The sequence below is a fragment of the Pseudoalteromonas sp. SG43-3 genome (assembly GCF_014164385.1).
Classification (GTDB): Bacteria; Pseudomonadota; Gammaproteobacteria; order Enterobacterales; family Alteromonadaceae; genus Pseudoalteromonas; species Pseudoalteromonas distincta.
The window spans coordinates 97,869-118,964 of sequence record NZ_JACJFC010000004.1 but is presented as its reverse complement, the minus strand read 5'-3'; the positions used below and the strand labels follow the sequence as shown (position 1 = coordinate 118,964).

The window sequence follows — 21,096 nt, the reverse complement described above, 5'->3', positions numbered from 1 at the left end:
CCTTAATTTGAATTTTTAACGCGCATTACCGCAACGGCAGCGACAACGAACGAGGCTGCACCAATTAACAATGCGTAAATAGGCTGATTAGAAAATACGTGGCGTAAAATGAGCCCTAAAATGCTGGCGGCAAGTAACTGAGGTATAACTATAAAAAAATTAAAAATACCCATGTAAACGCCCATTTTATTACTTGGCAGTGCGTTACTTAGCATGGCGTAAGGCAGCGATAAAATAGACGCCCACGCAAACCCCACCCCAATCATAGGTATAAGTAACATCTTAGGGTCTTGAATAAACATAAAGCTTGCAAGACCTAACGCGCCCAGCAATAAATTAAAGCAATGCGCGCCTTTTAATCCCATTTTTTTAACTAAAAACGGAATACACATAGCGGCAATTGCGGCAAATCCATTGTAAGCGGCAAATAAAATACCCACCCAGTCAGCACCATCGTTAAATGCTTTAGAGGTTGCATCACTACTACCATAATGAAAGCTTGTTACTGCAGCGGTGGTATAAATCCACATAGCAAATAAAGTAAACCAGCTAAAAAACTGCACCCAGGCAAGCTGCTTCATAGCCTCTGGCATAGTAAATACATCTTGTACTACTTGGTAAAAACCACCTTGGGTTTTATTCGCACTTTTAAGCGCCGCTGCAATCCACTGCACAATACCAAACGCTAATAAACCACCAGCTAATAGGTATAATTCTTTTTCAAGCGATAAGCCCATGACTAATGCAAGGGTTGCTAAACCCAGCACTACAAAAATAATGGCGCCTTTATTAAAGTTAATATCAACCAGTTTGCTTGTAGTAGGTTGAGCGCTTTGCTTTTCAAAAGCCGCTAATTGCTCTGGGCTATACTCTTTTGTACGTGCTACGGTCCAAAGCACGGCAACAAGTAACACCACCCCGCCCCAATAAAATGAGTATTTAACAGACTCTGGAATTTGCCCTGGGGCTGCGGTATTACTTACATCAAACCAGTTGGTCATCATCCATGGTAATGCTGAGGCTAGTACCGCACCAATACCAATAAAAAAGCTTTGTAACCCGTAACCTGTAGCGCGTTGTTTTTCTGGCAAGTTATCCCCAACAAGTGCTCTAAACGGTTCCATGGTTACGTTGATTGACGCATCCATTATCCATAACATACCAGCGGCAATCCAAAGCGTTGGTGAATGCGGCATAATAAATAGTGAAAGCGTTGTTAACACTGCGCCTATAAAAAAGAACGGACGTCGGCGACCAAAGCGCCCCCACGTTTTATCGCTCCAGTAACCAATAATAGGCTGTACGATTAAGCCAGTAAGAGGGGCTGCAACCCATAGAATGGGGATATCATCAACTTGTGCGCCTAATGTTTGAAATATTCGGCTCACATTGCCGTTTTGTAGTGCAAAGCCAAATTGAATACCTAAAAAACCAAAGCACATATTCCATATTTGCCAAAAACTCAGGTTTGGTTTGTTGCTGTCATAATTATTATTTTGATTATTCATGATGAGCCTTATTAGTTAAAACTGCGCTGCTAAATGCATCAAGTGTGAGTGTGAAGCTTGCGCCTTGAGACCCTGATGTGATCTCGGTGCTGTGCTGCTCAAGTAAGTCATGTAATTGAGTGTGCTCGCTAAGTACCGCTAATTGTGCCTTTGATAAATTAACCGTAATTGTTTGAGGTTGTTCACTAAAGTTACTTAATACATACAGCGCTTGTTGGCCAAGTTTCCGCGTAAAACCTACAACTCGCTCACTTCCTGTAACGCTAAGCTCAGTCATTTCACCGCCTACCACAGCAGGTAAACTATTTAGTGACATAATCGCTTTGTAGTAGTCACGAAGTGCTACTTGCTCTTGTGTTAAATTAGCACCGTCAAACTTGCCATTATTCATCCATGCTTGGTGCGCTGGCACGCCAATGTAGTCAAAAATACTGGTGCGTGTAGCTGTGCCAAATCCTGCGTTTTCTGAGCCATCTTCTCCCACATCTTGACCAAAATATAATAACGTGGGTGCGCGGCTCATTAAGTTAGAAACCACCATAGCCGGTTTACCCCACGCAGCGTTACCTGCAAAGTCAGGGCTCGCGATGCGTTGTTCGTCGTGGTTTTCTAAAAAGTGCAGCATGTGCGCTTCAATATCAGTAACTTGGCTTTGGGCTGCAAAAATAGTATTAGCAGCTTGCTTACCCTGCATAATGGCTTTTAGTGTGTCATAAAAGCCTACTTTGTCGTAAAGGTAGTCCATTTTACCTTGGTGAATATACGCACGGTACATTAGCGGGTTATACACTTCGGCTAACAAAAAGGCGTCGCTTTTTTGCATTTTTATCGACGAATTTAAAAAACTCCAAAACTCTACTGGCACCATTTCGGCCATGTCGTATCTAAAGCCATCAACGCCTTTATCGAGCCAAAAAAGTGCTATGTCTCTAAATTTGTACCAGCTGTTAGGAAGTTCTTTATCTTGCCAAAATGCATAATGAGCACGGTAGTCTTTATTTTTGTATTCACTTGGCAATTGAACAAAATCGTAGCTACCATCTGGCTTTACGCCATAATTAACTTTTACTGTTTCGTACCAATCGTTTATATCGGGTTTTGCTGCACGGGCACCATTACCTGTCCATTTAGCGGGCGTTTCATCAAAAAAGCCATCCGCTAATGGGTGTTCATTACCCCCTAATACTTTATACTCTGGCGATGTTGGCACCTGAAAAGACTGCCCTGGTACGTAGTAAAAGTTATTATTTTTATCGTACGCTTTAGTGGTGTCGTCTTGTGCGCCAAAGTCTTTAACGCCTTTAGGTTTGCCAAGGGATTGGTAATTTCGTGCTACATGGTTAGGCACTATATCAATAATGACTTTCATGCCATGGTTATGTGTACGCTCAATAAGTGCGCCAAATTCATCCATTCGCTGAGTAACATTAACTGCTAAATCAGGATTTACATCGAAGTAATCCTTAATTGCGTACGGTGAACCTGCACGGCCCTTTACTACATCGGGGTCATCTTGCGAAATGCCGTAGTCGGTATAATCGCCCACTAACGCATGGTGTAACACACCGGTATACCAAACATGTGTGGTGCCTAACTCTTTAATGCCTTTTAGGGCTGCATCGTTAAAGTCGGCAAATTTACCTACGCCGTTTTGCTCTTTAGTGCCCCATGGCACATTGGCTGTTTCGGTATTACCAAACAAGCGAGTAAATACTTGATATACAACCGGCTTGGTAAGCTCATTTTGCGTGTGTGCAGGTGGTTGCTGTTGTTCAGGTTTGTTATTTTCTGAACACCCTGTAGCAATAAGTGCACTACAAAGTACTGCGGATACATAAACTGATTTTTTCATTGTGTGTCTTTTTTGTCAGTATTGTTATTAACTTTATACTAAAGATTACTGCAGCAACCATACAGTTGCTGCATACGTATTCAAGTTACTATTGTGGCGTTTTTAAAACGAGTACCGTTGCGCTCATCGCTGGTAATTCAATGGTTTTGCCCAGCTTTTGTGTTTTTTGAGTAAATAAATTAAATGCTGTTGTGCTGTTAGGCATCACCTCTTGCATATACTCAATGTTTTTTTGTAGCGTTTGTGTATTTTTATTCATAAATACCAACACAGTTTGCTCGTCGCTAATACGCGCGTAACTATACACTCCTTGTTGAGGCGTAAAGTGCACAAGTTTTCCTTTATCAAGTGCTGGGCTGCTTTTTCTAAAATTAAGCAAGGTACTGATGGTGTTATGCATCACTTTTTGCTGTTTTGTTAGCCCCTCGCCCGTAAAGGCGTTCCGAGTTTGGCCTTTAAATCCACCAGGGAAGTCTATTCTAATATCGCCATGGTCTTTACTTGGGGTGTTATCTAATAGCACTTCCGTACCGTAGTACATTTGGGCTATACCACGCGTGGTTAAAAACAAGGTCATCGCCATTTTTGTTTTAGCAACGTCTTGGCCAAGTTCAGTATAAACACGGCTCATATCGTGGTTATCTGCAAATACCATAATGTTATCTGTATCTGGGTATAAAAAGTCATTAGCTAACGACTCATAGACTTTAACCCAGCCCGTGTTCCAGCTTTCTTCTTCATTTAGCGCTTGAATTACCGACTCTTGCAACGAAAAGTCCATCACGCTTGGTAAGCTTGATGTATAACCATCTTGGTTATGCTTGCCACGTTGCCAGTAAGAGGCAATAGCAGGGTTTGACGTCCACTCTTCTCCAACAATATTAAAGTTTGGGTACTCCTGCATTATGGCTTTTGTCCAATCACTCAAAAATGCTTTATCTGAGTAAGAGTAGGTATCAACACGAATACCACTTAAATCGGCGTATTCTATCCACCAAATAGCATTTTGAATTAAGTATTCACTTAACAGTGGCTGGCGCTGATTTAAATCGGGCATGGTTTCTACAAACCAACCATCGTTAAACTGGCGCTTGTCGTATTCACTCGCGTGTGGGTCTTGTATAGTTTGGCGCGCATGGCTTGTGGCGTTTTTACCTTTTTTAAACTCGCCATTAAAGTTAATCCAATCTTTAGTTGGCTTATCTTTAACCCAAGTATGCTCAGAGCCAAAATGGTTAAGAACCATATCCATTACCAGGCCTATGCCCTGCTCTTTTGCTTTTACCGAGAGCGTTTTATATAACTGGTTTGAGCCCATACGTGGGTCAACATTATAAAAATCTGTAATTGCATAACCATGATAAGAATAATCTGGCATGTTGTTTTCAAGCACTGGGGTAAGCCAAAGCTGTGTAACGCCTAAATTGTTTAAATACGGTAATGCGTTTATAACACCTTGAATATCACCACCGTGGCGCCCGCCCTTAGTACTAGGATCAGCGGCTTCTAACATGCTAGGAACGCTATCGTTTTGTTTATCACCATTAGCAAAGCGATCTGGGTTAATTAAATAAAGCGTATCAGCTGATGTAAACCCTTGGCGGTTTGCGCTGTTTTTATTACGTTCAAGTAGTGAAAACTCAAAATTTTGACTCGCTTCGCTGCTGTTAAACACAAGCGTTCCTGCTTTAGCGGTATCAGTAATAGTAATATTTAAAAATACATAATTTGGGTTATCTGTACGGGTTACTTTATTTAACTTAACACCATTGTATTTAGCTAATTTAATTTGCTCGTTTGCAATATTTTGCTCATGCACCATGATGTTTATGGTATTTTTGTTCATGCCAACCCACCAATTAGCAGGCTCAACGTTAAGTGCGTAGCTAATGGTTGGTAAAGTACAGGCACTTACAAGTAAAAGTGTGTTTAAAAATCGCATCATCAGGCCTTTTTAATTTTTGCTAAAAAATCTTTATGAGTGGGTAATTGATCTACTGTTGAGGTAATAAGCGTTTTTAATGTAGAAAATAAATCGTTTAGTTGTTCACTGCTTAATGAGTCAACAATACTGTTGTAATCATCGGGGATGAGGCCTTGGCCAATAAATACCTGTTGCCAAGCAACTTCGGCAAATAGTTCATCGTTTTCGCGCACTACTTTGCCAGTTTCCTTAAATAATTTGAGCTTGTGGGCCAATGAGTGAGGAATGTCCATTTGCTTGCATTGTCGCCAAAAAGCAGAATCTTCTCGCTCCGTCAGTTTGTAATGCAAAATAATAAAATCGCGTATGTGCTCTATTTCTATCACGCTTTGCTTATTAAATTCAGTAACTAAAGTTTCGTTTATGCCATTGTGTGGAAACAGCTTTATTAAACGGGTTACTGCACTTTGTATTAAGTGGATACTAGTTGACTCTAACGGCTCTAAAAAGCCACTAGCAAGACCAACCGACACCACGTTTTTATGCCACTGCTTTAAGCGCCGTCCTGTTTTAAATTTTATAACACGTGGCGCCGTAATGGGCTCAGCGGGTAAATTATTTAATAATAACTGCGTTGCTGCATCGTCAGATAAATAACGGCTACGGTACACCAAGCCATTACCTATTCGGCTTTGCAGCGGTATTTGCCACTGCCAGCCTGCGCTGTGTGCAATTGAACGCGTATAAGGTTTTAGCTCGCTAGTACCTTGAGATTGCACTGCAACGGCGCTGTCGCATGGTAAGTAATGAGACCAATCTACAAAACCTGTATTAAGGGTTTGCTCTATGAGTAAGGCGCGCTGCCCTGTAGCGTCTATAAAAAGGTCGCCATTTATCTGCTGTGTGTTATCAAGGGTTAATGATTTTATATTCCCTGATAGAGGGCATTGTTCAACCTGCTCTATTTTGGCATCAATATGCTCAACACCGCGTGATGTTGCGAGCTTTTTTAAAAACTCAGCATATAGCGTTGCGTCAAAGTGGTACGCATAACTTACGCCAGGTAATTGCGTGTTAGGTATAGTATTTAATGGTGCAAATTTATGCTGTTTAGCTGCTTGGTAATTTAATGAAAAATCCCATAAGCTTTCTTCTGTACCGCTAATGTGCCCTTTTACCCAAAAATTGTAAAAATCGCAAAAGGGGAAGTCTTTTCCAAATGAGCCAAAAGCATGCATGTAGCTATGAGAGGTGGTTTTCCAATTTTCGAACTCAATTCCTAATTTTATAGATGCATTTGTAGCGTTTATAAAATCTTGCTCGTTTATACCCAGTGCGTGATTAAGCTGAATAATAGGCGGAATTGTTGCTTCACCCACGCCTATAGTGCCAATAGTACTTGACTCAATAAGGGTTATTTTAATTACTTTACCTAACACTTTATTAAGCAAGGCGGCTGTTATCCACCCTGCCGTGCCCCCGCCTGCGATTACGACGTGTTTTATTGGTTTCATATTATTGTCCACGTTTACAGTTTAAAGCTTTGTTAAGTTTGATAAAGTAGCTATAAAAAAGCCCTTGTAAAACAAATTACAAGGGCTCCTACACACAACCTTTATTATAGCTGGTAGCTAAAGCCTAACAAGTAAGTGCGACCGTAATCTTGGTAGTCGCGAACTTGTAGCGCGTTATCGCCAGAAAGCGATGTGAACGGCTCTTCTGTTAAGTTTTGAACTTGGAACTGAATTGATAAACCTTCAAGGCTCTCAACCCCTGCTTCAGAGAAGTCATAACCTGCCTGAATATCCCAAATTGTTTCGCCGATAATATTCACTTGCTCTGTATTAAAGCCTAATCCGTAAACATCACCTTTGAAGTCACTACGCTTACGCATGCTGGTTCGTAATTGCATGCCATTCATCTCGTAGTAAACCGTTAAGCTTTGAATTTTATCTGATAGACCCGGTAGTTCGTACTCATTGCCATTTCCATCTTCAATATCAGATTCAATACCTGTATGGCTTGCAATTAAGCCAAAGCCTTCAAGAGACGGGTGGAAAATTTTAAATGGTAACGCTAGAGATAGCTCGTAACCGTATAGGTCACCGCCGCCGCCATTTACTTTACCACTGCCAGTACCTTCTGACGTAGCTGGGACTTCACCTGTTGATGGGTCCGCAACACCCGACATATCAATCGCGTAAGTACCGTCAAAAATCCACTGAGTTAAGTCTTTATAGAAAAAGGCAGCAGAGAAGTAACCTTCATCACTAAAGTAGTTTTCATAAGATAAATCGTAGCCTGTTGCTTCTTTAGGTTCTAGATTAGGGTTACCACCCGATACAGACCAAAAGTTACCGTTTTCATCCGGTGTATCATTATATGATGCATTAACAGAGGCGTTCATTTCATCTATACGCGCACGTGAGATTGTTTTAGCTGCGCCAAAACGTATTGTTTGCTGCTCATCAATCGCAAGTGATAAATTTAAGCTTGGTAAAACGTGAGAATAATCGTGACCAATATCTGTAGGTGAAGTAATGACTAGACCAGTATTCCCATCTACACCAAAAGCATTACCTTGAGAGGATTGATCTGTATGAACATAGCGCACCCCAACATTACCAGTTAATGGAAGACCACTTACTTCTGCATTAATATTAGCTTGTGCAAATGCTGAGGTGATTTCTTCTTTTACTGTCCACGACTTAGTTGCATGAGTTGAGCTAGTTAAACTTTCGTCAAGGGTTTCATAGTAACCATCATTAACTAAACCATTTACATCGTAGGCTATCATGTCGCCTAGCCCAATAAAGTCAAGGCCAACACTGCCTAAACGGTATTGCTCAGGTACACTAAGCATTCCTGGGTTTTCAAGAGAAAAATCAGTTAAAGTCAAGAAGTAACCTTGCGAAGATTTAGACTTTTCACGCTCTTTATAACCTAAGCCAAATTCAATTGAGCTAATGTATTCGTTTTCTAGTACTTTAGACGCTGCAAGTTTTAATGTAACTAATTCATCTTCAATAGTTGGAGCATTAATAAAACCGTCTTGAGCTTGGTTTTCATACTCTGTGCCAGTTAATCCATATGCATCATTTAGTGCAGAGCTTGCACCCCACGAAAGCGGCCCACCTAATTGAATTAGATCATAATCGCTGTAATCTAAGTCATGTGAAAAAGTAGCGCCAGTATTGCCACCATTAAAAGCATAACCTAAGTTATCTGCTACACCGCGAGAATCACCACGCCCTGTACCTGAGTAGCTTTCTATACTCCAAATTTTACGGTCAACTTGCGAGTAGCTTGCGTCAAATTCTACTGACCATGAATCATCAATATCGTATTTAGTGTTAAATCCAAATGCAGTTAGTTCAGCATCACGCTCTTGGTAATCGTTACGCACAACAACACGTTGGCCTTGTGTTACAGCACTTGTTATAAATCCACTTTCTGCATCTACTATAGCACTGCTTGCATCAATACTACCTTGACCCCAAGCAAAAGGAACTTCAATGCCGCGCAAAATTTGCTCGTCTGTAAAGTCTACATACAACGCATCAAACGTCATATTTAGTTTATCTGTAGGCGCTGCCTCTAGAACAAGCATTGCTGAATCACGTTCAAGCGTTGATGAACGAACATATGGTTTAGCACCGCCTAAAATTGAATACGAGTTACCATCTTCAGCAGTGAATTCAGGGTACCCCCATGAATTCCAACGTTTTTCTTGGTTTGGCGAGCTCATGGTGTTTAGTGCAAATGCAATACCAATGGTGTCATCAGCAAACTGGTCGATGTATGAGAAAGTGCCACGGTAACCGTCGTCGTTGCCGTCAGGGTTTAATTTATCAAAGCTTGTTTGCTCATACTGTCCATTTACTTGAACAACACGTTCACCTTTACTTAGTGGGCGAACTGTTTGCATGTTAATTATGCCCGCAATACCCTCTGCATCTAAATTTGCACTTGGTGTTTTATAAACAGTTACACCGCTCATAATTTCTGATGGGTAAAGGTCAAATTCTACGCCGCGGTTATCACTAATAGATACTTGCTCGCGGCCATTAAATGTGGTGCCACTTTCGTTTTCACCAAAACCACGAATTGATACTCTACTTGCGCGACCATCTAGGCGTTGCGCTGTTAAACCTGGTAAGCGTGCAATAGACTCAGCAATAGATGAATCAGGTAGCTTACCTATATCTTCTGCTGAAATTGACTCAACGACTTGAGTAGAAAAACGCTTTGTGTTGATTGATTCTACAACACTGCCACGAAAGCCTTTTACTTCGATAACCTCAACGTCATCATTTTTTACTGTATCTTCTTGTGCTGCTACAGAGGCAAAGCTTGCTAATCCTGCAGTAGCCATTGCCAACGTTAATATACTTGGTTTGAACATAGACATGATGTTTTCCCGTTACCCATATTGTGATACTCGCTTCTTTATTTGAGTGATAGTCAAACAGGCGAGCTAATTTTGTTGTCAGGATGGATATTAACGCCAGCTTTATTTTATTAACAACTTTATGCATACGTATTCAACAGTTATAGCACGACTTCAGATTAATAAAAACCTTGCCAAACAAACATTAAACAATTGATTTTGTTGTAAATAAAATTATTGAAAATGACGCAATCAACATTACATGTAAAATCTACTGTATCAAAAACTAAAAGTTAACAGGACGCAATGTAAACAAAGTGAAACTAATTAGTATCGCTATTTAGAATGATAAATATTAGACACAATTCAAATGTTTAATTGGTCAGACCATTAAATTCAAAACATAAAATATATTTTCTCTTGTATGACAAACCGTTATGTTTAATAAAAGTCAGAAAGTAAGTGAGCACCATAATTGGTAAAAATCCAACACATAAATAAAACACCTTTAAACTAGCTATAAGTACTTATTTTTAATAATTTAATTGCGTTAATTTTAGTGCATACGTATGCAGACTTTTTACAGTGTACAAGGCTTCACGTATGCTTTTTGCAAATAACGTGATTAATCGTAATCACAAATAAAAATAGTCTAAATACTGTGTGGAATGACGGAGAAAAGCATGACCCAAAAGCAGTGGTATAAAGGTGCGGTTATTTATCAAGTTTATCCGCGTAGCTTTCAAGATAGCAACAACGATGGCATTGGTGATTTAAGAGGTATTATTAATCGTATTGATTACATTAAAAGCTTAGGCGTTGATGCTATTTGGATTTCACCTTTTTTCAAATCGCCAATGAAAGACTTTGGCTATGATATTAGCGACTATCGTGACATTGACCCGCTTTTTGGTGACCTAAATGATTTTGATGAGCTAATAAGCGAAGCCCACACTCGTAATATTAAAATAATTATTGATCAGGTGTTAAGCCATACATCAGATCAACACCAATGGTTTACTGATAGCCGTGAAAATCAAAATAACAGTAAAGCCGACTGGTATGTTTGGGCTGACGCAAAAGATGATGGAACAGCCCCAAACAACTGGCTATCTATTTTTGGTGGTGGTGCTTGGCAGTGGGAGCCTCGTCGCGGGCAATACTACCTACATAATTTTTTAACCGAACAACCGGATCTTAACTTTCATAACCCAAATGTTCGAAAAGCTGTGCTTGATAATGTTGAGTTTTGGCTTAAAAAAGGCGTTGATGGTTTTAGGCTTGATGCAATTAATTTTTGCTATCACGACGCGCAATTACGTGATAATCCGGCTAAACCAAAAGATAAGCGCCAGGGTCGTGGTTTTAGTGAAGATAATCCGTATGCATTTCAGTACCATTACTACAATAATACTCAGCCTGAAAATATTGAGTTTATGCAAGATATTCGCACATTACTTAATAAATACCCAGGTACTGTATCGCTTGGCGAAATCTCATCAGAAGATTCATTAGCTACAATGGCGCAGTACACCCAAGGTGGCGACAAACTGCACATGGGTTATAGCTTTGAGCTATTAACAAATGATTACTCAAGTGAATATATTAGAACTACGGTTCAAACTCTAGAACAACGTATGACTGAAGGCTGGCCATGCTGGGCATTTAGTAATCATGATGTAGAGCGCGTAGCGAGCCGCTGGAGCGAAAATGGCGAAGTAAACCCTCAACAATGTAAAATGCTAACCGCCCTATTAGCTTCTCTTCGCGGCAGCGTGTGTATGTATCAAGGTGAAGAGCTAGGTCTGGGTGAAGCAAGTGTGGCATTTGAAGATTTACAAGACCCATACGGCATTACATTTTGGCCTAATTTTAAAGGGCGTGATGGCTGTAGAACACCAATGCCTTGGGATCTAGCTGATTCATCTCATGCAGGTTTTAGTGAAGTAAAACCTTGGCTACCCGTTGATAATGCACATAAGAAGCAATCAGTAGCTATACAAACAGATGATAACAACTCAATTTTAAATGCCTACCGTGAGTTTATGGCATGGCGAAAAAGCCAAACAGTTTTACTTGAAGGTGATATTGAATTTATAGAAACGCCAGAGCCTGTGCTTGCTTTTTATAGAACGCTTGGAAAGCAAAGAATGCTTTGTATGTTCAATCTCAGCGCTAAGCAAACAAGTATTGATATGCCAACATCAATCGTTAAAGAATACACCGAGCTTAGCCACCACAGCGCAAAGTTAGACCAAGGCACCACAACGCTTGAGCCTTACGCATGTTTTTACGCTCAGTGTTAATGACTCAAAAGTTGCGTTTAATGTTTACCTAAGTGCGTTACACACGAAAAAGCCCAAGCTATTCACTTGGGCTTTTTTGTATTTAACGCATTCTAGTGACTTTTAGTTTCACCATTTAGACATTCAGTTAAAGCAAATAATACGGCTGATATTACAAACTTAAAATATCCTCATAGTAGAAATAAACAATGACGCTTATGCATTTCATTTTTGAACCTAAGAAATCAATTTTCCCTAAAACAATCTAAAGGTTATTAATATAAAGCGTAGAATCAGGTTTTCGTAGCTACTAAATATATTACTCCAGCTAATAATGCTGTACTTACTAAAGTTAAAAAACTGACAAGTAAATTACTCATCCTCACGATAAAAAAATTTCGTTATCTTTTATTTCAATTTCGATTAAAAATCAGTATACCAACAGAGTTGTTCTGGATTGGGCACTACTGATTTATATCTAACTTTAAACTGGATAAATCAGTCATCACACCATTTTTTTAGGAATAAACGAATGAAAAAAGCATTGCTAGCATTAATCGTAGCACCACTATTTGCAGTATCTGCGACTTACGCGGTTGCAGACGATGCGCCAACAGCTTCAGCCGAAATGATAAAAGAATACACAGAAATGTGTGTTAACTGGGCTAAAGATGATGACGTAAGCAATGAAGAGCTAAATGCCTACGTATTAAAATGCGTAAATGATGAGCTTGAATCTGAAGGCTATAAAAAAGTATCTTCTGTTAAGATTTAATTATACCAATTACATTTAATTAGTGATCAATTATAGCGCTAAGAATAAAGCTCAATAGCTAAGCGAAAAAGCATGACATATATTTGTTCTCGGCAGCTGCTCCCTGCAATGCCTACTGTCTGCATCTATGCAGTCATATATGAATAGTTTTTAACGCAGTAACTGAGTTATTTAATACGCTAAAATGACCATGTTTTTAATCAAATTGGTAACACGCTTAGGTGAATGTACTGCTAATAAAGCCGTTGCGAAAGCATTCAACTAGGCACAAAAAAACCGGAATAGACACAAGCTGTGCATTCCGGTTTTTTTATGATTTTTTAAATCTACAAAAGCTATGAATAAGCAATAACGAGCTTATTCATCTTCTTTTTTAGCTTTCGCTTTAGGCTTAGCTTTAGCTGGTGCCTTTTTTGCAGCTGCTTTCTTTTTAGGCGCTGCTTTTTTCTTCGCTTCTTCTGTCCATTTACCTGCTTCATAATGAGCAGTCCAGCCGGTAGCTTTACCGTCAACTTCAGTCATAACATACTGAGATTTATTTTTACGGCTATAGCGTACAACAGCAAGATTACCATCAGGATCTTTAGCTGGTGCATCTGCTAAATAATAAAACTTAGGCGAAATGCGGTCTCTAAAGCGTTTTAGTTCTTCAACCTTGGGTGCACGTGTTTCACGTGACTTAGGAAAAGTATTTGCGGCTAAAAATATACCCGCAGCGCCATCACGTAAAACAAAATACGCATCTGACTTCTCACACTCTAATTCAGTAATGTGAACAGGATCTTCTTTTGGTGGAGCAGCCTCACCATTTTTAAGTAACTTACGTGTGTTCTTACACTCGTCGTTATTGCAACCAAAGTACTTACCAAAGCGACCCGATTTAAGCTCCATGTCAGAACCGCACTTATCACATTCGATAATTGGTCCGTCGTAGCCTTTAATTTTAAAGGTACCTTCTTCAACTATATGCCCTTTACATGCTGGGTTATTACCACACACATGTAGTTTACGGGTTTCGTCAATTAGGTATGAGTCCATTGCAGTTTCACAAATAGGACAACGCTTCATCTGCATTAATTTTTCGGTTTCTACGTCTTCGACATCAGCAGCAACCGCTTCATCGCCCGACACTAAGTTCATTGTTGTAGTACAACGCTCTTTTGGCGGAAGGCTGTAACCAGTACACCCTAAGAATACACCGGTTGAAGCCGTACGTATGCCCATTTTGCGGCTACATGTAGGACATTCTATATCGGTTTCAACCATCTCATTAAGACGCATGCCACCATTCTCTGGCTCGTCTTTAGCGACAGTTAGCTGCGTTGAAAAATCAGCATAAAACTTATCTAAAACTTGAGTCCATACACGCTCGCCTTCAGCAATGTCATCTAAACGACCTTCCATTTTAGCTGTAAAATCAAAGTTCATTAAATCAGTGAAGTTTTCAACTAAGCGGTCAGTAACAATTTCACCCATTTTTTCAGCAAAGAAACGGCGATTTTCTACACGTACATAACCACGATCTTGAATTGTTGATATAATCGACGCATAAGTAGATGGACGACCAATACCACGCTTTTCAAGCTCTTTTACTAAACTAGCTTCACTAAAGCGAGCTGGCGGCTTAGTAAAATGCTGCTTAGGATCAAGTTCTATTAAAGTAAGTATTTCACCTTCTTTAACAGCTGGCAGTGATTGATCTTCTTCGTTCTTTTTACGCACCGCAGGTTGTACTTTTGTCCAACCATCAAAGCGAAGCACGCGGCCTTTTGCTTTGAGCTGGAAATCGTTAGCTGCAACAGTCAGTGTTGTTAAGTCGTATTCAGCAGGTACCATTTGACACGCTACAAACTGACGCCAAATTAGCTCATACAGCTTTTTAGCATCAGCATCTACGCCTTCGATATGACCAGACAACACTGTAACGCTTGAAGGACGAATTGCCTCATGCGCTTCTTGTGCATTGCCTTTAGAGCTATAGTTAATTGGATCTTTTGGTAAATATTTAGCACCAAACTCGTTCGTTACATACTCACGACACATTTCAACCGCATCTTTTGAAAGATTGGTTGAATCGGTACGCATATAAGTAATATAACCGCCTTCATACAAACGCTGAGCGAGCATCATAGTCTTTTTAACGCCATAACCTAGGCGTGTACTTGCCGCTTGTTGCATGGTTGAAGTAATTAATGGCGCACTTGGGCGACTTTTACTTGGTTTTTCTTCAACGCTAATTACTTTGTATTCTGCATTCTCAAGGCTTTTAACAGCTGCGCTAGCCTGAGCTTCATTTACAGGCTTAAATGCCTTTCCTGCTTGTTTGGTTACTTCTAAGCGTAACTCAGACTCAGTATTCTTAACATCAGCGTGAATATCCCAAAACTCTTCAGGGATAAATGCCTTAATTTCACGTTCACGCTCAACTAATAAGCGTACCGCAACAGACTGAACTCGTCCTGCAGATAGACCACGTGCAACTTTTGCCCACAACAAAGGAGAAACCATAAAGCCTACAACACGGTCTAAAAAGCGTCGTGTTTGCTGAGCGTAAACCATGTCAGTATTAAGCTCACCTGGTGTTTCGAAGGCTTGTTGTATTGCGTTTTTGGTAATCTCGTTAAAAACTACGCGCTTATACTTTTCAGGTTCACCGCCAATGATTTCTTGAAGGTGCCAAGCAATTGCTTCCCCTTCTCTATCCAAATCCGTTGCGAGGTATATTTGATCTGCATTTTCAGCCAGCTTTTGTAATTCTTGAACAACCTTCTCTTTACCTGGCAGGATTTCATAATGCGGCTCCCAACCTTGCTCAGGATCAATACCCATACGCGCGACCAGGTTAGTATAATCTCGTTGCTTTTTATACGCTGCTTTCTCTTCAGGTTCCATTTTGCGAACTTCTGCTGGCGTTTTAGTTGCCGGCACTTTAGCTTTGCTCGAACCTGAAGTAGGTAAATCACGTACATGCCCAATACTGGACTTTACGATGAAGTCATTACCTAAATATTTATTAATTGTTTTAGCCTTAGCAGGTGACTCTACAATTACTAGCGATTTGCCCATAGTTGCCTATTTCTAACCAAATATTAAAAATGTGTTTTGCCGACATAAGCGGCGCGAATATTTATAGGTATATCTACAAACACTAGTTGTTACAAGCTTTTAATACAAACTTTTCAGTATTTACTGAATAAACGAACAATTTTTGTCGTTAAATTAAACAAACAGGTGTTTTTAGATTAATTGATGTGGAATATATAGAACAGAAACAAAAATGCCAACCTAAAGGTTGGCATTTTTTATTTTAAACGATTATAAATCGTCGATTACTGAAACTGAAAATGGCGAAACTAAACCTGAAGGAGCTTCAACTGAAATGTTTAAGCTACCCGATGGACTATCGTTACCACCTGTCAAAGGTTCCCGTTTAATACCAAAAGAAACACCTACTGGAACAAAGCTCGTAGTATTAGGAAATACATAACTAGTTTCGCCAGTAATTTCACCGTTATCAGTACTAATAGATACCTCAGTACCTGCAGGCATAGGATTATTATACATATCTGCAATATACATAATCAGACTGACACTACTAGTCCCTGTTGGACTCTGGGTTAAATCTATTTCACTGACTTGACACATCTGTTGGCTTGTTGGATCAGCTTGTGAGCGACGTACTAATGGGCTCGCTGGATCACTGTTTATATGCACCTCAGATGCTGTTACGCCTGCAATAGCGGAGCAATCATCAGCATAGGTTACTAATCTAAAGAATGCCGCATCACCCGACATAACAATCTCTTGGTTTTGAAATACATTAACTAATTGACGGCTACATAGTCCTGCGGTTTCGTCTTCTTCACGACATAGTAAACCATTGTATAAACCGTTTTGGGTAGTCCAAGAGCCATTACCATCAAAATCTACGAACTCTTCAAACTCATCACCTGTTGAATTGTCACGAGAACATGGGTCTGTTCCATCACTACAATCTTTGCCGCCAAAAGTACCATCTTCATTGTTATCAATAAAAGCTTCTGGGATATCAAATAAATCATCAAAGAAGTCTTCGCTATCAAAGTAACCATTACCATTTAAGTCTGAAAAAGTCTCTTCACCAATAGCATATGCATGAACGGTTGCTCGTCCACCAAGTGGTAAATCTATTGTAAGATCATTATTTAAAATACCTAATGGGCACGGTAATCCACCATCACATTTTTGAGCAATTGTATTTTCGTACATTGAATCAGTAAAAGGACGCGGGTTGCTACTTGTCCAAGTAACGCTACATGCTCCATTCGTTGTAGTACAACTTGGCTCAATAACTCCACCTTCTGTAATAAAAGTAACGGCCGTACCATCTGGAACAGGATTATTAAAGTGATCGGCTAAACGTGCGTTAACCGCTACTGTATTACCATCAACATTTAATGCATGGGGATTGAAAATAGAACGCGATAGCGAAAAACTATTTTGATCAGCTATACCTGTACTAACAACAAGAATATCTGAAGGGGCTGTTACAACAACTGTATTACCTTCTACCTCTTCTTCACTTGATGCAATAACACGTACAGGTGTTGCAATCGAACCCGATAGTACTGATGTCTTCACTTCGCCACTGGCATTAGTAATAGCGCTGGCAGTGCCTAATGTAATGCCACCTACAGCAGTTGAAAGTTCAAAGTTAACCGTTCTTGACGCTAAATCGTTCCCGTTTGAATCGACAAGTTTGAAAGTCACTTCTGAAATTTCAGTACGGTCAGCACCACCAGTACCTTTTAATGCAATTACAGGCTCTGTAACATCTATAAACTGTAAAAAACCAATATTTGCAGGTGATACATTAATTGTAGTATTTGCAGAAACGGTATCTCCACCAGTAATAACCGTTGCTGTAATAATATCACCACCCACACAAGTTAAAGGGCGATATGTAGAACGTGCAAATCCACCAATACTAGTCACTGTTTCATCAATTGATGCCTGCCCCGAACTTACACAGCCCGATGAGAATTCAACCGTTAATGGAGTTGTATATAACTCACCATCTTTAGAAATTTCAATAGAAATTAGAGCCGTAGCCCCTGCCGCTAATAGCTCATCATCAGCAATAGAGCTCGAAATAGAAATTTCGATATCTACCGCAGCAATCTGAAACGCTTTAGTCAAGTTACTATCAAGTACAGACACGGTGATTTCACCTGCCCCTACATCTTGACCAGGAACAATATCGAGTAGTGCGATACCATTTGCATCTGTAATTGCAGTGCCTGTTGAAGGAGCAATAGATCCAATAGTAGTAGTAGCGGTTACTAAAGCTTGAGTAAGTGGTGTTGTAGAGTCTTCATTAGTCACTTCAATAAATAAAATAGCTGAAGAATCCCCTGAAATACTTGTTATCTCTTCACAGAAACTTGCATCTCTAGTTGTTTTAAAATCAGCCGGACAGTTTTGCAAAATTTTAAAATTGATATCCGCGGTGCTTTGATTAGGGTCGATAGCATCACCACGAGTATAAAACCCAACCTTTTCTGTAATAGCTTCGTACTGGGCTGTAACATTACCGGCCCCTTCAATTGTACCTGGTGCTAAATTTAGAGTAGCAATACCGTTAGTATTTGTTAGCGCTGTACCTGAGCTTGGTAAAAGACTACCTAAGGTAGAGCTAAAAGAAACCACTTCCCCGACTACTGGGTCACCATTTGAATCTAGGACTAGAGCTTGCACTAGGCCATTATCGTTAGCACTAATTTCACTTGTTTGTATTAGTGTTGTTGACGATATTAGGCTCAGATCAATTGTGAAATTATCTGCATCACCCTGGGCAGGAGAATCCCCGGCAGTTGTATATGTGAAAGCTTCAGCTGTGTAACTCGTGTTATCGCTATCAATATATTCGGCCGTTATTGAGCCTGCCCCGGCTTCTGTTCCTGCTAATAAATCAACCTTCGCAATCCCCTCCTCATTCGTCAGTGCAGTACCATTAGAAGGATTAATAGTCCCTAAGCCTGATAAATTAAATGCTACTAACTTAAAGGCACCTGGTTCACCGTTTAATAAGAGTTGCGCCTGGGCAACAGCAGGGTTTAAAAAATCTACATTACGAGTGGTCGAACCATCATTTGCTATTAAGCTAACCGTAATTTCAGCCTTTTCAACAATGATAGATTCAAAGTCAAAGGCTTCCGATGAGTACGTAACTCCATTATTTACGTAAGTTACAGATAATTCTGAAGCACCTTCAATATTTCCAGCTAAAAGCTCAATAGTAGCTATACCATTGCTATTGGTTAAAACACTTCCAGAACTAGGGTTTAAAACACCTATATTACTAGCTAACGAAAAGTTAACGCTTTGTGAGCTAACTGGAGTACCGTCATTAAGTAACGTTGCTCTTAATTCAAGTGGCACTAATGAAGTAACTCTATTAGATTGAAGATCAGTTTCACTATCATAACCTTGTATAGTGAATGTATATTCTGGCTCGCTTCCTTCTTTACCGTCAGATTGGAATGTAAAGGTCTTTCTGTATGTAACGTCATCAAGTGTATAGCTAGCTGTAACTGCTCCAGCACCTTCAACTGTTCCAGATGTCAGTTGAACTTTAGCATTACCATTACCCTGCGTTAGCGCTGATGTAGACGTCAAAGAACCAACATTCCCAGAAAGTGAAAATGTTATAACTTCCCCACTAACTACAACACCTTCATGGGTTAAAGTTGCAATTATATCTAAAGGAATATCTCCTTCGACAGTCGATGAAACTATACCGTTATTGTAACCTTGAATCGCTATAGAATAAGCTGGTTGACTCCCTTCTTTGCCATCTGATTGAAACGACAATGTAGCACTATAAGTAATACTATTTTGAGTAAAACTTGCTGTAACTTGTCCAGCTCCTTCAATTGTTCCTGATGTTAATTCTACTTTCGCTTGTCCATTAGTTTGTGTAAGTGCCGAACTTGCATTTAAAGAACCTACATTACCCGATAGAGAAAATGTTATTACCTCACCAGATACTTGACTACCGTTATTAGTAAGAGTGGCGATTAAATCGATTGGAGTATCCCCTGAAACTGAATTGGTTTCAGATCCATCCTCTTGAGAAAAGCCTTGCAATTGGATCACGTATTCATTATTTGGATTTATACCTGCATCACCAGCTGAACTAAAGGAAAAACTTTCTGCATAAGTCTCACCACTGACAGTATAAGTGGCTGTAATTATACCAGCACCTTCTATAGTGCCAGCTGTTAATATGACTGATGCTTGACCCATTTCGTTTGTTAAATCTGATGTTTTATCTAAGACACCAATATTATCTGAAAGTGCAAACGTGATACGCTCTGCTACAACAACTGAGCCTTCATCATCAAACAGTGTTGCTTGAATATTTAGAGGGTTAGCGGCCGTTACCGCTGTTGCTTCTGTACCATCAGATTGAGATAAACCTTTTAGCTCTATAGTGAAGTCGCTTTCAATATTTTGTTCTGAATCACCAGCAGAACTGAACGAAAAAGTACTCGAATATGATTCTCCGTTTATAGAATAAGTAGCTATTACTTCACCTGCTCCTTCTGTAGTGCCTGCGGTTAACTCAATTGTAGCTAGACCATCAGCTTGAGTTAATGCCGAAGATTGAGCAAGAGAGCCAATATTGTCTGCTAGAGCGAATGTTATACGCCCTCCTGAAATAACATTTTCATCTGCATCAGAAAGCCTCGCTCGTATATTTAATGGGAAATCGGCTGAAACAGCATTTGACTCACTCCCATCGACTTGAGAATAGCCTTGCACACTAATTGTGTATGCGTTTTCAACATCACTTGCTGCATCACCAGACGAGCTAAACGAAAAACTATCTGTATAGGTCGTGCCATCAATTGTATATGTGGCAGTTACTTCTCCAGCACCTTCGACAGTACCAGCCATTAGTTCAACTTCGGCTTCCCCATCTGTATTTGTTAGTGCAGATGTTTGGCTTAAAGCCCCAACGGTATCGGTTAAAGTAAACGTAATTCGCTGACTAGCAACAACATCACCGTCGTTATCAGTGAGTATTGCTCTTAAGTTTAAGGGAGAATCTGCCGTAACAGCGTTTGACTCCGTTTCGTCTGTTTGAGAGTATCCCTTTAATGAAACCGAATATGTAGCAGCCTCTGTAGTGGAATCACCATCACTAATAGAGCCGTCTTTTTCAAGTGACCCACCGCCACCACAGGCTGTGAGTAAAAAACTTAGCAATGAAATGCCGAGCAGTCGCATTAAAGGCATGAACCTCTCCCTAGCGTTGTTATTATAATCAAAATTAATTTTCACTTAATATTAACCTATAACTTAGTCTAAAATCTCA

Annotated in this window: 9 protein-coding genes; 2 read left to right on the top strand and 7 right to left on the bottom strand. The window is 39.9% G+C overall.

All coding sequences use genetic code 11. The features are described 5' to 3' along the window. Positions 1-2: 2 nt before the first annotated feature. From H5157_RS05000 to H5157_RS04980, 5 genes are all read right to left on the bottom strand, one after another. Positions 3-1,508: an MFS transporter gene (locus H5157_RS05000; protein ID WP_154903232.1), complete on the bottom strand. Its 1,506-nt coding sequence runs from the start codon at positions 1,506-1,508 to the stop codon at positions 3-5. Further along, positions 1,501-3,360: an alpha-amylase family protein gene (locus H5157_RS04995; RefSeq protein ID WP_182724293.1), complete on the bottom strand. Its 1,860-nt coding sequence runs from the start codon at positions 3,358-3,360 to the stop codon at positions 1,501-1,503. Before H5157_RS04995 ends, H5157_RS05000 begins: the two co-directional genes overlap by 8 nt. 88 nt (positions 3,361-3,448) lie before the next feature. Continuing rightward, entirely contained in the window at positions 3,449-5,305 is a 1,857-nt protein-coding gene (locus H5157_RS04990) for a glycoside hydrolase family 13 protein (RefSeq protein ID WP_182724292.1), read from the bottom strand. After that, positions 5,305-6,798, bottom strand: coding sequence for a tryptophan halogenase family protein (locus H5157_RS04985; protein WP_182724291.1), 1,494 nt, complete (start codon positions 6,796-6,798; stop codon positions 5,305-5,307). Before H5157_RS04985 ends, H5157_RS04990 begins: the two co-directional genes overlap by 1 nt. A gap of 104 nt (positions 6,799-6,902) precedes the next feature. Further along, on the bottom strand, positions 6,903-9,695 hold the full coding sequence (locus H5157_RS04980) for a TonB-dependent receptor (RefSeq protein WP_182724290.1): 2,793 nt from the start codon (positions 9,693-9,695) through the stop codon (positions 6,903-6,905). Positions 9,696-10,357: 662 nt separating this feature from the next. Between H5157_RS04980 and H5157_RS04975 the strand changes: the two genes are divergently transcribed. Together H5157_RS04975 and H5157_RS04970 are read left to right on the top strand one after the other, a co-directional pair. Then, complete coding sequence (locus H5157_RS04975) at positions 10,358-11,980, top strand: alpha-glucosidase family protein (protein WP_182724289.1); 1,623 nt, start codon at positions 10,358-10,360, stop codon at positions 11,978-11,980. A gap of 511 nt (positions 11,981-12,491) precedes the next feature. Then, positions 12,492-12,734 (top strand): hypothetical protein, encoded by a 243-nt coding sequence (locus tag H5157_RS04970; RefSeq protein WP_002959734.1) that lies wholly within the window; start codon positions 12,492-12,494, stop codon positions 12,732-12,734. A 357-nt stretch (positions 12,735-13,091) separates the two neighbouring features. Here the strand turns inward: H5157_RS04970 and topA are convergent, their stop codons facing one another. Both topA and H5157_RS20870 read right to left on the bottom strand, forming a co-directional pair. After that, entirely contained in the window at positions 13,092-15,800 is a 2,709-nt protein-coding gene (topA, locus tag H5157_RS04965) for a type I DNA topoisomerase (protein WP_149602799.1), read from the bottom strand. Positions 15,801-16,049: 249 nt separating this feature from the next. Further along, complete coding sequence (locus H5157_RS20870; protein WP_259399347.1) at positions 16,050-21,017, bottom strand: Ig domain-containing protein; 4,968 nt, start codon at positions 21,015-21,017, stop codon at positions 16,050-16,052. Positions 21,018-21,096: the final 79 nt, after the last annotated feature.

Coding starts and splice junctions, on each gene's coding strand:
- H5157_RS05000 (WP_154903232.1), bottom strand. CDS start 1,508: ATGAATAATCAAAATAATAATTATGACAGCAACAAACCAAACCTGAGT.
- H5157_RS04995 (WP_182724293.1), bottom strand. CDS start 3,360: ATGAAAAAATCAGTTTATGTATCCGCAGTACTTTGTAGTGCACTTATT.
- H5157_RS04990 (WP_182724292.1), bottom strand. CDS start 5,305: ATGATGCGATTTTTAAACACACTTTTACTTGTAAGTGCCTGTACTTTA.
- H5157_RS04985 (WP_182724291.1), bottom strand. CDS start 6,798: ATGAAACCAATAAAACACGTCGTAATCGCAGGCGGGGGCACGGCAGGG.
- H5157_RS04980 (WP_182724290.1), bottom strand. CDS start 9,695: ATGTCTATGTTCAAACCAAGTATATTAACGTTGGCAATGGCTACTGCA.
- H5157_RS04975 (WP_182724289.1), top strand. CDS start 10,358: ATGACCCAAAAGCAGTGGTATAAAGGTGCGGTTATTTATCAAGTTTAT.
- H5157_RS04970 (WP_002959734.1), top strand. CDS start 12,492: ATGAAAAAAGCATTGCTAGCATTAATCGTAGCACCACTATTTGCAGTA.
- topA (WP_149602799.1), bottom strand. CDS start 15,800: ATGGGCAAATCGCTAGTAATTGTAGAGTCACCTGCTAAGGCTAAAACA.
- H5157_RS20870 (WP_259399347.1), bottom strand. CDS start 21,017: ATGCCTTTAATGCGACTGCTCGGCATTTCATTGCTAAGTTTTTTACTC.